Origin of the sequence: Nocardia sp. NPDC049190 (genome assembly GCF_040648115.1) — a bacterium.
In the GTDB taxonomy this organism is placed as follows: Bacteria; Actinomycetota; Actinomycetes; order Mycobacteriales; family Mycobacteriaceae; genus Nocardia.
In genome coordinates, this window is the sequence record NZ_JBEZDE010000022.1 from 1 (window position 1) to 14,611 (window position 14,611).

Consider the following 14,611-nt stretch of genomic DNA (forward strand, 5'->3'; position numbering starts at 1 on the left):
TGCTATCCCGATATGCCCGAGGGGCCGCCGCTTGCGACTTCGTCGCGGGCGCGTCGGTCGCTCGGACGCGAGCCGGGCCGCGAACGTCGCTCATAAGACTCGCTCCCTGGTGGTTGCGTGGTCTGTGCGCGATCGGTTTGCGCTCTGAGCGGTCGTCGTGTTGGTCTGATCGGCTGTGGATCCGCTGCTGTGGATGGGCGACTGGATGAAATATTTCGGCAATTCGGCGAGATGTCTGCCGGTATTTCTGTCGTTCGGGATATCTGCCTCGGGGCGGGCTCCGAGTGGATCCAGCATCGTGTGGGCGTGGGCGCTTCGGGTGGGAACGGATCGGACGGCGTGGGTCGGGTCGGAGGGTGCTGCTCGGTGGTTGTCGGGGCGCGCTTAGAGTTGGGGCGTGTCCTTGTCCCATGCCGAAAGCGCCCTGACGTCTGAGCAGAGGCACCGAGTTCGTCCCGCGTCGGAGAGTGACGTCGGGTTTCCGTTCTCGGCTGTCGTCGGACAGGAGCGGCTGCAGTTGGCGTTGGTGCTGTGCGCGGTGCACCCCGGCATCGGTGGTGTGCTGGTGCGCGGCGAGAAGGGCACGGCCAAGTCGACCGTGGTGCGCGCGCTGGCCCAGTTGCTGCCGCCCGTAGTGGACGAAACCGGGGCACGGCCCGCGCGGTTGGTCGAACTGCCGGTCGGCGCGACCGAGGACCGCGTGATCGGCTCACTGGACTTGGAGCGGGTGCTGCGTCATGGTGAGCAGGCGTTTCGTCCCGGCCTGCTGGCCGCCGCGCACCACGGTGTGCTCTACGTGGACGAGGTCAACCTGCTGCACGACCACCTGGTCGACGTTTTGTTGGACGCGGCCGCGATGGGCCGGGTACACATCGAACGCGACGGTGTCTCGCACTCACATCCCGCGCGGTTCGTCCTGGTCGGCACCATGAACCCCGAAGAGGGCGAGCTGCGTCCCCAGCTGCTGGATCGGTTCGGGCTGACCGTGGATGTGGCCGCGTCGCGGGAGGTCGACGTACGTATGGCGGTGGTGCGCCGCCGGCTGGACTACGAGGCGGATCCGGCGGGGTTCGCGGCGCGGTACGCCGCCGCCGACCGCGCGGTGGCCGAACGAATTCTCGCGGCCCGTGATCGGGTCGAACAGGTGGCACTCGACGATGTGGAGTTGCGCAGGATCGCCGCGCTGTGTGCGTCGTTCGACGTCGACGGGATGCGGGCGGACCTGGTCGTCGCGCGCGCCGCGACCGCGCACGCCGCCTGGCGTGGCGGCGAGTCGGTGACCGAGGCCGATGTGCGCGTCGCTGCCGAGCTCGCGCTACCGCACCGGCGCCGGCGCGATCCGTTCGACGAGCCCGGCATCAGCGACGAGCAACTCGACGACGCGATGCGCGACGCGGCGGCCGAGGCGCAGCCGTCCGCAGCCACCGGCGACTCGGAGACCGTGCCGCCGGCGCGTGCGGAACCCGGGGAGGACGGTCCCTCCGACGACCCCGACGGCGGACCCGAGAATCCTTCCCCGCCGGATGGCCCTGGGGGCGGCAAGGCGCGCGAAGGACACAGTGGCGCACCGGTTTCCGCCGCGGCGACGCCACCGCGCTGGGAGGTGCCCGGCGTCGGTGAAGGTGCGCCCGGCCGCCGCTCGCGTGCCGAATCGCGGCACGGGCGGGTCGTGCGTCCCAGCACCGACACCACCTCGGGTCTCTACCTGCTCGGCACCGTATTCGCCGCCGCGCCGTACCAGCGCGCCCGTGGACGCGTCGCCGGTCCGCTGCAACTTGCCGCCGACGACCTGCGCGGCGCATGCCGGGAAGGCCGGGAGGGCAATCTGATCGTGTTCGTGGTCGACGCGTCCGGCTCGATGGCCGCGAGGGACCGGCTGTCGGCGGTTACCGGCGCTGTACTCGCGTTACTGCGGGACGCCTACCGACGTCGCGACAAGGTTGCCGTCGTCACCCTGCGCGGCGCCGATGCCGAACTCGTGCTGCCGCCGACGTCGTCGGTCGACATCGCGGTGCGCCGATTGTCCGGACTGCGCACCGGCGGGAAGACGCCGCTCGCGGCGGGTCTGCTGCGGGCGCGTGACGTCGTTCGGCGCGAACGCGTCCGCGACCCGCGCCGCAGGCCGATGCTGGTGCTGTTGACCGACGGCCGCGCGACCGGCGGCGTCGATCCGGTCGGGCGCGCGCGCGGCGCCGCGGGATTGCTCGCCAACGACGCGGTGACCTCGATCGTGGTCGACTGTGAACGCGGCATGATCCGCCTCGGCTTGGCCATCGACCTCGCCCGCGACCTGCGTGGCGGATATCTGAGACTGGCGGAGCTGACCGGAGATTCGGTCGCGGACATCGTCCGCGCGGGCTCTGGTCATGGGAGCGGTGCGTCGCTGCGGGTCGCGTGAACAGCAGGGCCTCCACCATCGCGCAACGCCTTCCGGGCGCGCGGATCGAGTGCGCGCAACTGCTACCCGAGAACCGGACACCGTCCGGGATCGGTTTCGCCGCGGCCTACTCCGTTCGGGAGCCAGCGTTGTCATGGCGCGATAGTGCCCGAGTTCAGGGCGAAGTTCGGTCGAGGAATAGCGAGGAGATTCGATGCCCAAGGGTGTTCCGGAGACTGTGCCCGACGACGGGCTGACCACGCGGCAACGGCGCAACCAGCCGGTACTGGCGGTACATACCGGGCCGGGCAAGGGTAAGTCGACCGCCGCGTTCGGTATGGCACTGCGGGCCTGGAACCAGGGCTTCGATGTCGCGGTGTTCCAGTTCGTCAAGAGCGCCAAATGGAAGGTGGGGGAGGAGGCGGCCTTTCGAGCTCTCGGCAAACTGCACGAGGAAACCGGAGCGGGCGGACCGGTCGAGTGGCACAAGATGGGCGAGGGCTGGTCCTGGACCCGCAAAAAGGACAGCGAGGAAGACCACGCCGCGGCCGCGCTCGTCGGGTGGCAGGAGATCGCCCGCCGCCTCCGGGCCGAACAGCACCGCTTCTACGTCCTCGACGAATTCACCTACCCGCTGAAGTGGGGCTGGGTAGACCTCGGTGACGTGATCGATACCCTGCTGGCCCGCCCCGGCAACCAACATGTGGTCATCACCGGCCGCGACGCCCCCCAACGCCTCGTCGACGCCGCTGACCTCGTGACGGAAATGACGAAAATAAAACACCCCATGGACGCCGGCCGCAAAGGCCAAAGAGGCATCGAATGGTGATCAACCTCGTACCCTCCCGGTTGCGTGGCCGCCAGCCGCGGTACTCAGCGAGACGACCGAGCCCTCGTGCGGCGACGGGGTGGCTCGGGTGACGGCTGTGGTGGTTGCGGCTCCTGCTTCCGGGAGTGGCAAGACGACGGTCGCGACCGGGTTGGTAGGGGCGCTACGGCGGGTCGGGCATCGGGTGGCCCCGTTCAAGGTAGGGCCGGACTATATCGATCCTGGATATCACGGGTTGGCCGCCGGACGGCCGGGGCGGAATCTGGATCCGGTCCTGGTAGGGACCGAACGCGTGGTGCCGCTCTATCGACATGGTGCGCGAGGGTGCGACCTCGCCGTGGTCGAGGGCGCGATGGGGTTGTTCGATGGGCGGATCGATCCGGATCACTCCGGGCCGGTGGCGGAGGGGTCCACAGCGCAGGTCGCGAGCCTGCTCGGTGCGCCGGTGCTGCTGGTAGTGGACGCTCGCGGGCATAGTCAGAGCCTGGCGGCGCTGCTGCACGGGTTCGCCACGTTCGACAGTGGGGTCCGGCTCGGCGGGGTGATTCTGAACCGGGTCGGCAGCGTGCGGCATGACCAGGTGCTGCGCGCGGCGTGCGAGCGGGTCGGTCTGGCGGTGCTCGGTTCGCTGCCGCGGATGGCCGAATTGGCGGTTCCCTCCCGGCACCTCGGCTTGATTCCGGCCGTGGAACACGGCGCCGCCGCGACGGCCGCCGTTGCCGCGATGACCGATCTCGTCGCCGCGCATGTGGATCTGCACGCTGTCACGGCACTGGCCCGGTCGACGGTGAGCGGCCCGGCGTGGGATCCGTCCGAAGCTGTCCGCGGTCCGGACATCGCCGGTGGCTCGCGGGCATCCGCCGAGTCCACCGTCGGCGTTGCCGTCGATACCGTGGACGGGGGCCCGCTGATCGCCATCGCGGGTGGGTCGGCGTTCACCTTCGGGTACGCGGAGCACCGGGAGTTGCTGCTGGCGGCGGGGGCGCGGGTGGTCGTGTTCGATCCGCTGCGTGACGAATTGCCCACCGGTACGTCGGGGCTGGTGCTGCCGGGTGGGTTTCCCGAGGAGCATGCGGCGGAGCTGGCGGCCAACACCGGTCTGTTGCGGGCTGTGGCCGAGTCGGCCCGACGCGGGATGCCGGTGCACGCCGAATGCGCCGGGCTGCTGTATCTGACCAGGTCGCTGGACGGACACCCGATGGCGGGCGTGGTGCGTGCCGACGCCGCCTTCGGACCGCGACTGACCCTGGGCTACCGAGATGCCGTGGCACTGGCCGATTCCCCGCTGTGGCGGACCGGAGAACGTGTGCGCGGGCACGAATTTCATCGAACCCGCCTGATTACCGCGACGTCGGACGTTGCGGCATGGGGTTGGCGCGACAGCGCCGACGAACCCGCCCGCGAGGGCACGCTGATCCGTAATGTGCACGCTTCGTATCTGCACACCCACCCTGCCGGAAACCCTGCAGCGATCACCCGTTTCGTCCGTGTCGCGACGGACTACGCGAGCTCTCGTGCCGACGGCTGAACTCGTGGTCGGCATCGGACTCCGGCCGGGCACCTCGGCGGACCGTATCTATGCTGCGCTGCGAGAAGTCCTCTGCGACAACACCATAGGGTGCCTTGCCACACTCGATCGACGCGCGGGGGAGCCCGGACTTCGTGCGGTGGCCGCTGAGCTGGGTGTGCCGATCAAGTCCTACTCCGCCGCCGTCCTCGCCGCGGTCGACGTCCCCAACCCGGGCAGCCGGACATTCGCGGCGGTCGCGACGTCGAGTGTCGCCGAGGCGGCGGCGGTCCTGGCCGCGGACGGCGCTGCGTTGCTGGTACCCAAGCGGATCGTGCGCGGAGTGGTGATCGCGGCAACGCGCCTCGGCGGCCCGAGGTAGGACAGCGCGCCCATCGGGCCCGGATATCCGCGCGGGTCGGGCTGGAGTGCGACGGACTCGCGGCGAAGGGCGGCCCGAACGGGTTGCCGGTTCGCCGAGGCACGAATCGTTCCCACACGACCGAGACGACGTACTTCGTGCCGCGCGAGGCACAACGCGGTGACGCGGCGGCGCCCTGGGCTACGGTGCGACCGACCCCCAGTCGGCGAAGCCGGTGGGGGCGTGGCGGCCGATGCTGGCGTGTTCGAACAGGCCCCAGCCCTCGGCATCGCCGCAGCGCGCGTGGGCGACGTGGTCGATGACGCCGTAGGGCGTGCGGGCGACAACCGCGGGGTCGGTGAGGTCGTAGCGGCTGGTATCCGACCAGTCGCGGCCCCTCCATTGGCCGTGCTTCCAGTCGGGGTCGCCGCCGTAGCCGCAGCCGACGTGCAAAGGGATTCCGGTGCCCGGCGTGATCTCGATGTCGATCGGCTTGCCGTCCTGCGTGGTCAGCGCCAGCCGCGCCGCGACGGGAAGTCTTGTGCCGGCACGGTACTCGATCGATATCCGCGGCCAGCCGAGTTGCTCGGTGCGTCCGTCCGGCCAGATCCGGGTCGCGTCGTTGAGTGTGCGCCGGCCGTCCGGCTCCTCCTGCACGATCACGACCACCGCGAAGTCCTCGAACCGCAGCGGCGCGTACAACCACCAGAAACCGCCGGACGGCTCGGCGGCGGCGCGTCCGGCCGGCTCGGTCTCGCCGACCGGGCGGATGCCCCACGAGCGATCCCGCGTGCCGGTCCACACCGCTGGATCGACCGCGATGTCGTCGCCGTCCACGTGCAGTGTTCCCGCCCACGAACCGACCTGCGCGAACCGGGACGCGTCGATGATCGGCCGGTTGCCGGCGAGGATGAGATGCGGCTGCTCCTGCACGGCGGGAAAAGCGCCGGTCCAGGTGAGATCGAAGCCGAGGTCGTCGTGCTCGCAGACCACCCGGATGCGGTGCAGCGGCTCCTGCACCTCGATGCGGTATCCGCCGACCCGCTGTTCCAGTCCGCGGGGGCCGAGCGCGTCGGAGAACCGCACCGACCGCAGGATGTCGCCACGCCGGACCGCGGCGTAGGCGTCGGTCACTCCGAGGTTGGGGTACACCCCGAGACCGGTGATCAGCAGCGTGCCACCGTCGCGGTCGTGAGCGTTGAAGTAGCTGCGGTCGTAGAAGTTCCGGTCGCTGCTGGCCACCCTGGCCAGCGACAGCGCGGTCTGATGGATCGGGTATTCGTCCAAGGGTGCCGGCATGGTCAGTCCCATTCGTAGGTTCCGTCGAGTAAAGCTTCCAGGAACGCGCGGTGCATGACGTAATCGTCGCGGTCGGTGGTATCGGTGCCCTCACCGAAATGGATCATCCTGCGTTTCACCCTGGCCATCACGATCGCGAAGCGCAGCGCGGCGTAGACGAGATAGAAGTCGAGGTCGCGCGCGGAATAGCCGGAGACCTCACGATATTTCGCCACCACGTCGTCGCGGCGCAGGAAGTCCGGAAGGCCGGGTCGGTCGACTCGCGTCGCGATATCCTGGAAGAACCGATGGGTGAAGATCATCCAGCCCAGGTCGATTTCTCGTGGCCCGAGCGCGGCCATCTCCCAATCCAGCACCGCCACCGGATCGAATCCTCGGTAGATGATGTTTCCCGGACGGGCGTCGCCCCAACTGAGCACATCCGGGCCGGGATCGGTCGGCCAGTGCTCGTCGATCCACTGGAATGCCCTTTCGATGAGCGGGATTCGGAACCCGTCGTCCGCCAGCGCCCACCGATACGAGGCTCGCTGTGCCTCGACGTGTCTGCGCAGCGATTGCCCCGGTCCGCCCAGCATCGGGAAACGTGCTGCGGGATCGGGGATGTCGTGGATCTCGGCAAGCACCTGGACGGTGTTGTCGGCCAGCCGGAGGCGTTCGGCGGGGCTGGCATCGAACAGCCAGCCGGCGAACACGTACGGCGGATTGTCCGACGGCACCCGTCCGTCGACCCGCCGCATCACCAGGAATGGCGCACCGAGCGCCTTTTCGTCGGTTTCCAGCCAGCACAGCTCGGGTACCGGCGCGCCGGTGGCCGCCGCGACGCCTGCCATCACCTGGTACTGGGTGGCCAGGTCGTAGGTCTCGAACACCGGGAACGATCCGGCTTCGGGCGCTATCCGTGCGACGAACGATCCGCGCTCTCGCGCCGGTCGTGCACGCTCCATTCGGCGTCGAACAGGACTGTCGTACAGGACATGCCGCCGGACTCCGGGCGGGCCACCGCGGACATCCGCGGGGGCCGGTCGGCCGCGACCCGCGCGGCAAGCCAACGTGCCAGATCCGCGGCGAGCGTGTCGAGGTCGCGAGCGCTGACAGTCAGCTGGTGGCGCTGGGCCGGGTATGGATCGTCGGCCATGGTTGTCCTTCTGACGTGCGCACCCCTGGCGCGCACTGGTTGAGCGGATACGCGACTGTAAAGCGTTCCAGCGGTGTGCCGGGCCGAAACGGCCATGAAATCCAACCGGTCCGCTCGACGCGGCACACCGAGGACGCGCGCGGACCTGCGACAGCATCCTGGTCCGGGAATATCCGGTGATCCGGTCGACCGTCAGCCGACGGTGATGGCGTCCAGGCGGGTGCGCAGGAAGTCCGCGGAGACCACCGGGGGAAGGTCGCGCCTACGGCCGATCGGTGGTGCCAGCGGCCGCACCACCGCATCGTGGTTGAGCTCGTAGAAGTAGATCAGCGACACCAGGTCTTCGTCGGGAGCATGCGGCTGTGGTGGCTGCACCCGATGCCGTCCGGGCGACCAGCGCGCACCGCTCCAGTAAGCCAGCAGGTCGCCGATGTTCACGGTGAGCGCGGTCGGGTCGTAGGGTGCGTCCGCCCAGCCCTCCGGTTCGGTGTACACCTGCAGACCGCCCGCACCCGGCTCGCGATCCAGCACGGTCACAGTCCCGAAATCGGTGTGCGGACCGATGCGGAACTGTCCGGGCTCCGGACGGCCGAGCACCGACATGGCCGGGTAGTGGTTGATGTTGCAGGTCCAGGTGGGGTGTCCGGCCAAGCGGACGAACGGGTTGGTGGGCAGTCGCAGCGCGGCTGCGCACAAGGCGAGCAACTCGTCGGAGAGCACACGCATGGCGTCGGTGTAGCAGCTGATCAGCTCACGCAACTGCGGCACCTCGTCCGGCCATACGTTGGGCCGGAACCAGACGTCGTCGACCTTCGGATCGCCGGTACGGGTGTCGGCGCCGACGGCGAAGGTCTCCTTCAGATCCGGTGGCGTGGCCGTTGCCTCGGCGTAGCCGTTCGCCTCCCTGCCCGGACCGATCCAGCCGCGTCCACCGACGGTCACCGCGTAGCGCTGCTTCACCGTGTCCGGCAGCGTGAAGAAGCGCCGGACCGCGGCGCGCACCGCATCGGACAGGCCCTCGGGCACACCATGGCCGCGTACCAGCAGGAATCCGGCCCGGCACAGACCCTCGTCGACCGTGCGTTCGACCTCGGACGCCGCGGTGCCGCCCGCCCGCCACTCGGCGAGATCGATGGTGGCGATGGCCTTCATGGCGCTTGGATTCCGTCCGCGACGCCGATGTCCTCATGCCACAGCGCGGGATTCTCCGCGATGAACTCGGTCATCAACTCGATGCAGCGTTGGTCCTGGAGCACGGTGACCGACACACCGCACTCGGCAAGCCAATCGTGCCCGCCGGAGAAGGTCTGCGATTCTCCGATGATCACCGAGCCGATACCGAACTGACGCACCAGACCGCTGCAATACCAGCAGGGCGACAGCGTGGTCACCATGATCGTGCGGCCGTAGCCGCGCCGCCGTCCGGCCGCGCGGAAGGCATCGGTTTCGGCGTGGATGCTCGGGTCATCGGACTGTACCCGGCGGTTGTGGCCGCGTCCGAGCAGCGTGCCGTCGGCGTCGAACAGGGCGGCGCCGATCGGGATGCCGCCCTCGGCGAGCCCACGCAGTGCCTCGTCGTAGGCCACTCCGAGCAGCTGCTGTGCCGATCTCACCTGCGTCATGCGTCCACTGTCCAGGCAAGTCGCCCTCGCCCGCAACGTACAGTTCGTCAGTCGGACGAACACTGCCGTCTTGCCTCGCGCGTTCCGGCCGGCGCAGCGGGCTGTGCCTTCGCCGATGCGTGGAATCCCAGCGACGATTCCGGACCAGGTCCACCGCGCGGGGCCGGCCTGCCACCGACCGGGCGCACCGGAGACGGTGTGGTCGCGGTGCGACTCGATCGATTGCCGGACGCGCACGGACAGCACGTAGGCTCGAGACTTGTGCCGAACCCGTCAGACACAACCCGAGACCAGCCCGCGGGCGATCCGAACTACCTGGTCGGGCTCGATCTCAACGGTCGCCGCGTCGTGGTGATCGGCGGTGGCAGTGTTGCGCAGCGCAGGCTCGGTCTGCTGATCGCCGCCGGGGCCGATGTGCATGTGGTGAGCCGTGCGGTCACGCCCGCGGTCGAGGCGATGGCGAGTTCGGGCCGGATCGCCGTGACACTCCGCGGGTACGTCGCCGGCGATCTCGACGGTGCCTGGTACGTGCTCGCGTGCACCGACGACCCGGAGACGAACGCGGCGGTGGTGGCGGAGGCGATCCGGCGGCGGATCTTCTGCGTGCGCGCCGATATCGCCCGGCTCGGCACCGCCGTCACCCCGGCTACCGCGCGCTACGACGGACTGACGCTCGGTGTATTGGCGAGCGGGCAGCACCGGCGTTCGGCCGCGGTGCGCAACGCGCTGCTGGAGGCTCTGCAATCCGGTGTGGTGACCGATGATTCGACGCCGATCGTTCCCGGCGTCGCGCTGGTCGGCGGTGGCCCTGGCGACCCCGACCTGATCACCGTGCGCGGTCGGCGGTTGCTGGCCAGGGCCGATCTCGTGGTCGCCGACCGGCTCGCCCCGCCGGAACTGCTGGCCGAACTCGGGCCCGAGGTCGAGGTGATCGACGCGGCGAAGATCCCCTACGGGCGGGCGATGGCGCAGGACGCGATCAATACCGCGCTCGTCGAGGGCGCGAAAGCGGGCAAGTTCGTGGTGCGGCTCAAGGGCGGTGACCCGTACGTGTTCGGGCGCGGCTACGAGGAGCTGGAGGCCTGCGTCGCGGCCGGCGTTCCGGTCACCGTGGTTCCCGGGGTCAGCAGCCCTATCGCGGTGCCCGCCGCCGCGGGTATTCCGGTGACGCATCGCGGCGTCACCCACGAGTTCGTGGTGGTGAGTGGTCACGTGGCGCCGGATCACCCGGACTCGTTGGTCGACTGGCCTGCACTGGCCAGGTTGCGCGGCACCCTGGTGCTGATGATGGCGGTAGAGCGAATCGAGCAGTTCGCCACGGCACTGCTGCACGGCGGGCGTCCGTCCGAGACACCAGCGACAGTCATCCAGGAGGGCACGCTGCGCACCCAGCGGGTACTGCGCGCCGACCTCGCCACCGTCGCCGCGCGGGTCCGTGAAGAAGGCATCCGCCCGCCGGCGATCGTGGTGATCGGCCCAACTGCCGGATTCTCTGCCGACTTTGTCGAATCACCCACCGCGTAGCGCTGCGGCCCCAGCTCGGCGCAGGCCGGTCGTTTCGGTGTACCGGTGATCGGACGGCGTTGTCGGCCGTCGCCGCCCTTCAGGCCGAGGTGCCGGGGGTGTCTCAGACGTCCGAGTTTGTCGGGTTTGCCGGTGTCTGATCACGGTCGTCCGGGGCCGTTCGATCGTGCCGAATCCACGACACCCGGCAGTTCGTCTCGGATCCGGCCGGATCGCCGTGGCGCGGGCGACGGTGCTGCCATCAATTACAGTGGCTCACTGTGCTCCAGAATCCCGCTGCGATGATGCAGTACCCGATGACGCAGCGGGCCTTCGGGCTCGCGATCCTAGTACTGAGCGGGTTGCAGCTCATGGTCGTGCTCGATGGCACGGTGGTGATCTTCGCGCTGCCTCGACTGCAGGAGGAGATGGGGCTGTCCAGCGCGGGTAGTGCGTGGACGGTGACGTCCTACGGTCTCACCTTCGCGGGCCTGATGCTGCTCGGTGGCAGGCTCGGTGACGCCTTCGGGCGCAAACGCATGCTGATCCTGGGCGTCGGCCTGTTCACCATCGCCTCGCTGGCGTGTGGACTCGCGCAGAATCAGACGATGCTGATCGGAGCGCGCGCGTTCCAGGGCGCGGGCGCGGCGGTCGCCGCGCCGACGGCATTCGCCCTTGTGGCAACGACTTTCGCTCCTGGCAAGGCGCGCAACCAGGCGATCGCGATCGTCGGTTCGATGGTCGGCATCGGTTCGGTCGGCGGTCTGGTGGTCGGTGGCGCACTGACCCAGCTGTCGTGGCGGTGGATCTTCCTGATCAACGTTCCGATCGGGGCGCTGATCATCCTCGGCGCGGTCTACAAGCTCGCCGACACCGCCCACCACCGATCGGCGTTGGATGTTCCCGGCGCGGTGCTGGGCACCATCGCCTGCGCCGCCATCGTGTTCGGCGCCACCGAGGGGCCGGAACTCGGGTGGGGTCATCCGGCCATCATCGGTTCGTTGATCGCGGGCGTCGTGCTGCTCATCGTCTTCGTGGTGATGGAGCGACGCGTGGCGGACCCGCTGCTGCCGTGGTCGCTGTTCGACAGCCGTGACCGGGTCGCCACCTTCCTGCTGATCTTCCTGGCCGGTGGTGTGCTCGGCGCGATGACCTTCTTCGTCGCCCAGTTCATGCAGAACGTGATCGGCTACGGCCCCCTGAAGGCGGGTGTCGCGGCGATTCCGTTCACCGTCGGCATCGGCATCGGCGGCGCGCTGGCCTCCAAGGCCGCGTTGTTCATCGCGCCGCGCTGGCTGCTCGCCTGCTCGGCGGTGGTGCTCGGCGCCGGGCTGCTGTTCGGTTCCACCCTCGACGGAGGCGTGCGGTATTGGACGACGCTGCTGCCCCTGCTCGTCGTGATGGGCTTCGGCGTCGGCATGGCGATGGTGCTCGCGCCGCTGTGCGTGCTGGTCGGTGTGCCGCCGGCGAACATCGGTCCGCTGGCCGCGGTCGGGCAGATGTTCATGAACCTGGCGACACCGGTGGCCATCGGCCTGCTGACGCCGATCGCCGCGTCGCGCACGCTCTCGCTGGGAGGACACACCGGCAAGGTCGCGGAGATGACGCCCGCCCAGATCGCCGCGCTGGGTAGTGGGTACACCCTGGTGCTGTTCGTGTGTGCGCTCATCGCCGTCGCCGCCGTGCTGGTCGCGCTGACGCTGCGGTTCACGCCGCAGCAGCTGGCGAAAGCGCAGCATGCGCAGGAAGAGGCCCAGCAGGCCTGAACCCACCTGGCCTGCCGATCACATCCGGCCCACGACCCTGCGCGGTGTCACCCGCACGATCACGCGCGGACCATCGTGCACCGCGGCCGGGTTGAAGTCGAGGTACTTCTTGCCGGTGTACTTCAACGACAACTCGTCGGGCAGCGTCTTGTCCGGGTCCGGAGTGAGCGTTGCATCGCCGCGGATCTCCGCGTACACGTACGGGTTGTCCGGTGGGTTGATCAGTACGGTGATCCGCGGGTCGCGAATGAGATTCTTTCCCTGCTGACGATCGGTCGTGGTGGAGAACAGTAGATCGTCGCCGTCGCGCTTGATCCAGACCACGGTCAGATGTGGTTGTCCGATCGTGGCCGCGGTGGCGAACACCCGCTCCTGATCCAGGTGCTTCTTCAGGTCGTCGGACAGCATGACGGTTCCGGTCATGTGCTGAACGAACAAGCGGACGCGCCACGGCATTCCCGCCGCCTCGCCGCGGCCTCGGCGATCACGCACGGCCGGAGCCCGGTGTCGCCGTTCGTCGGAAGAGGCAGTCGACGTCCTTTCGCTGTCCTGCGCGTCGCCGTGCGTTCCTACTTGTTCTGCGGGAACCCGAGATTCAGCCCGCCGTGGCTCGGGTCGAGCCAGCGGGTGGTGACTGCTTTGCCGCGGGTGAAGAACTGCACGCCGTCGGTGCCGTGTGCGTGCGCGTCACCGAACAGCGAGTTCTTCCAGCCGCCGAAGCTGTAATAGGACATGGGAACCGGGATCGGCACGTTGATCCCGACCATGCCGACCTCTACCTCGTTGTGGAAGCGCCGCGCCGCCCCGCCGTCGTTGGTGAAGATGGCTGTCCCGTTGCCGTAGGGGTTGGCATTGACCAGGGTGAGCGCGGCGTCGTAACTGTCGACCCGCACGATCGACAAGACGGGACCGAAGATCTCGTCGGTGTAGACGCTCATGTCCGTGCGGACGTGATCGAGAATCGTCGGTCCCAGCCAGAAACCCTCGGCCGCACCGTCGGCCTCGACGTCGCGGCCATCGAGAATCACCGTGGCGCCGGCGGATTCGCCGGCCGCGACGTAGTCGGCAACTCGGTCGCGATGTGCGCGCGTGACCAGGGGCCCCATGTCGGCCGCGCCGGTGCCGTCGCCGGTCCTGATGGTCCTGGCCCGCTCGGCGATCTTGCCGACCAACTCGTCGGCCGCACCGCCGACCGCGACCACCACGCTGATCGCCATGCATCGCTCGCCGGCGGAGCCGAACCCGGCGTTGACCGCGGCGTCGGCGGCCAGGTCCAGATCGGCGTCCGGCAGCACCACCATGTGGTTCTTCGCGCCGCCGAGCGCCTGCACCCGCTTGCCCGCCGCGGTGCCGCGCTGGTAGACGTACCGCGCGATCGGCGTCGAGCCCACGAACGAGACAGCCTTGATGCCCGGGTTGTCCAGCAGCTCATCCACCGCGACCTTGTCGCCTTGCAGCACCGTGAAGACGCCTGCGGGCAGTTCGGCTTCGGCGAGCAGTTGGGCCAGCCACAGCGCGGCCGACGGATCTTTCTCACTCGGCTTGAGCACCACGGTGTTGCCCGCGGCGATGGCGAGGGGGAAGAACCACATCGGCACCATCGCGGGAAAGTTGAACGGGGAGATCACCGCGACCGGTCCGAGCGGCTGGCGCAGCGAGAAGATATCGACCTTGGTCGAGGCGTTCTCGGTGTAGCCGCCCTTGAGCAGATGCGGTACGCCACACGCGAACTCGACGACTTCCAGGCCGCGGCTCACCTCACCCAAGGCATCGACGAGGACCTTGCCGTGCTCGGCGGTGATCAGTTGAGCGAGTTCTTCCTTGCGTTCGTTGAGTAGTTCGCGGAAGCGGAACAGGATCTGGGTGCGGCGTGCCAGCGAGGTGTCCCGCCAGGCCGGGAAGGCCGCGGCCGCCGAGTCGATCGCCGCGCGGGTGTCCGCGGCGCTCGCCAGCGCGACCTGTCCGGTCACCACGCCGGTGGCCGGATTGGTCACCGGCGCCGTCGCCTCGCTGGTGCCCGCGAAAGTTTTGCCGTCGAGCCAGTGCGCGATCGTCTGCATATCTCCTCGATTCGATCGGTGTGCGTCGCCGCGGCCCCGATGTCGTGTGCTCGGCCTGGTATAACTCTGCGGCGTCAAGCCTGTCCGATAGACCGACGGTCCGTACCCGATTTCCGATTCGTCGGTGCTTTCCGCGGTCGCCGGTGGTGCGG

Annotated in this window: 13 protein-coding genes; 6 read left to right on the forward strand and 7 right to left on the reverse strand. The window is 69.1% G+C overall.

What is annotated here, in order from left to right; genetic code table 11:
• Window positions 1-424: 424 nt before the first annotated feature.
• From AB0B25_RS19615 to AB0B25_RS19630, 4 genes are all read left to right on the forward strand, one after another.
• A complete protein-coding gene (locus AB0B25_RS19615; protein ID WP_357181491.1) occupies window positions 425-2,398 on the forward strand; it encodes a VWA domain-containing protein in 1,974 nt (657 codons plus the stop codon).
• A gap of 193 nt (window positions 2,399-2,591) precedes the next feature.
• Entirely contained in the window at window positions 2,592-3,206 is a 615-nt protein-coding gene (gene cobO, locus AB0B25_RS19620; RefSeq protein WP_357181232.1) for a cob(I)yrinic acid a,c-diamide adenosyltransferase, read from the forward strand.
• 97 nt (window positions 3,207-3,303) lie between these two features.
• Window positions 3,304-4,734 (forward strand): cobyrinate a,c-diamide synthase, encoded by a 1,431-nt coding sequence (locus AB0B25_RS19625; protein WP_357181493.1) that lies wholly within the window; start codon window positions 3,304-3,306, stop codon window positions 4,732-4,734.
• Window positions 4,721-5,095 (forward strand): cobalamin biosynthesis protein, encoded by a 375-nt coding sequence (locus AB0B25_RS19630; protein WP_357181234.1) that lies wholly within the window; start codon window positions 4,721-4,723, stop codon window positions 5,093-5,095. Before AB0B25_RS19625 ends, AB0B25_RS19630 begins: the two co-directional genes overlap by 14 nt.
• 180 nt (window positions 5,096-5,275) lie before the next feature.
• Here the strand turns inward: AB0B25_RS19630 and AB0B25_RS19635 are convergent, their stop codons facing one another.
• The 5 genes from AB0B25_RS19635 to AB0B25_RS19655 form a co-directional block, all read right to left on the reverse strand.
• A complete protein-coding gene (locus AB0B25_RS19635) occupies window positions 5,276-6,373 on the reverse strand; it encodes a hypothetical protein (RefSeq protein ID WP_357181496.1) in 1,098 nt (365 codons plus the stop codon).
• A gap of 2 nt (window positions 6,374-6,375) precedes the next feature.
• Window positions 6,376-7,242, reverse strand: coding sequence for a phosphotransferase family protein (locus tag AB0B25_RS19640; protein ID WP_357181237.1), 867 nt, complete (start codon window positions 7,240-7,242; stop codon window positions 6,376-6,378).
• Window positions 7,243-7,265: 23 nt separating this feature from the next.
• Window positions 7,266-7,508, reverse strand: coding sequence for a hypothetical protein (locus AB0B25_RS19645; RefSeq protein WP_357181240.1), 243 nt, complete (start codon window positions 7,506-7,508; stop codon window positions 7,266-7,268).
• 192 nt (window positions 7,509-7,700) lie between these two features.
• Window positions 7,701-8,660 carry a 2-oxoglutarate and iron-dependent oxygenase domain-containing protein gene (locus AB0B25_RS19650; protein WP_357181243.1) on the reverse strand — a complete coding sequence of 320 codons (960 nt, stop codon included), beginning with the start codon at window positions 8,658-8,660 and terminating at the stop codon, window positions 7,701-7,703.
• The gene (locus tag AB0B25_RS19655) at window positions 8,657-9,130 is read right to left on the reverse strand and encodes a nucleoside deaminase (RefSeq protein ID WP_357181245.1); all 474 of its coding nucleotides are present in this window, start codon (window positions 9,128-9,130) and stop codon (window positions 8,657-8,659) included. The genes AB0B25_RS19650 and AB0B25_RS19655 overlap by 4 nt, the downstream gene beginning before the upstream one ends.
• A 261-nt stretch (window positions 9,131-9,391) precedes the next feature.
• Here AB0B25_RS19655 and cobA point away from each other — a divergent pair, with 261 nt between their 5' ends.
• Both cobA and AB0B25_RS19665 read left to right on the forward strand, forming a co-directional pair.
• Window positions 9,392-10,654: a uroporphyrinogen-III C-methyltransferase gene (cobA, locus tag AB0B25_RS19660; RefSeq protein ID WP_357181248.1), complete on the forward strand. Its 1,263-nt coding sequence runs from the start codon at window positions 9,392-9,394 to the stop codon at window positions 10,652-10,654.
• 284 nt (window positions 10,655-10,938) lie between these two features.
• Window positions 10,939-12,399 (forward strand): MFS transporter, encoded by a 1,461-nt coding sequence (locus tag AB0B25_RS19665; RefSeq protein ID WP_357181498.1) that lies wholly within the window; start codon window positions 10,939-10,941, stop codon window positions 12,397-12,399.
• 18 nt (window positions 12,400-12,417) lie between these two features.
• On the opposite strand, the gene AB0B25_RS19670 is transcribed toward AB0B25_RS19665, so the two are convergent.
• Window positions 12,418-12,822, reverse strand: coding sequence for a PPOX class F420-dependent oxidoreductase (locus AB0B25_RS19670; protein ID WP_357181251.1), 405 nt, complete (start codon window positions 12,820-12,822; stop codon window positions 12,418-12,420).
• A gap of 146 nt (window positions 12,823-12,968) precedes the next feature.
• Window positions 12,969-14,459, reverse strand: a complete 1,491-nt coding sequence (locus tag AB0B25_RS19675) for a CoA-acylating methylmalonate-semialdehyde dehydrogenase (protein ID WP_357181254.1) — start codon at window positions 14,457-14,459, stop codon at window positions 12,969-12,971.
• Between the last annotated feature and the right edge of the window lie 152 nt (window positions 14,460-14,611).

Coding starts and splice junctions, on each gene's coding strand:
- cobO (WP_357181232.1), top strand. CDS start 2,592: ATGCCCAAGGGTGTTCCGGAGACTGTGCCCGACGACGGGCTGACCACG.
- AB0B25_RS19635 (WP_357181496.1), bottom strand. CDS start 6,373: ATGCCGGCACCCTTGGACGAATACCCGATCCATCAGACCGCGCTGTCG.
- AB0B25_RS19645 (WP_357181240.1), bottom strand. CDS start 7,508: ATGGCCGACGATCCATACCCGGCCCAGCGCCACCAGCTGACTGTCAGC.
- AB0B25_RS19650 (WP_357181243.1), bottom strand. CDS start 8,660: ATGAAGGCCATCGCCACCATCGATCTCGCCGAGTGGCGGGCGGGCGGC.
- AB0B25_RS19655 (WP_357181245.1), bottom strand. CDS start 9,130: ATGACGCAGGTGAGATCGGCACAGCAGCTGCTCGGAGTGGCCTACGAC.
- AB0B25_RS19665 (WP_357181498.1), top strand. CDS start 10,939: ATGCAGTACCCGATGACGCAGCGGGCCTTCGGGCTCGCGATCCTAGTA.
- AB0B25_RS19670 (WP_357181251.1), bottom strand. CDS start 12,822: ATGACCGGAACCGTCATGCTGTCCGACGACCTGAAGAAGCACCTGGAT.
- AB0B25_RS19675 (WP_357181254.1), bottom strand. CDS start 14,459: ATGCAGACGATCGCGCACTGGCTCGACGGCAAAACTTTCGCGGGCACC.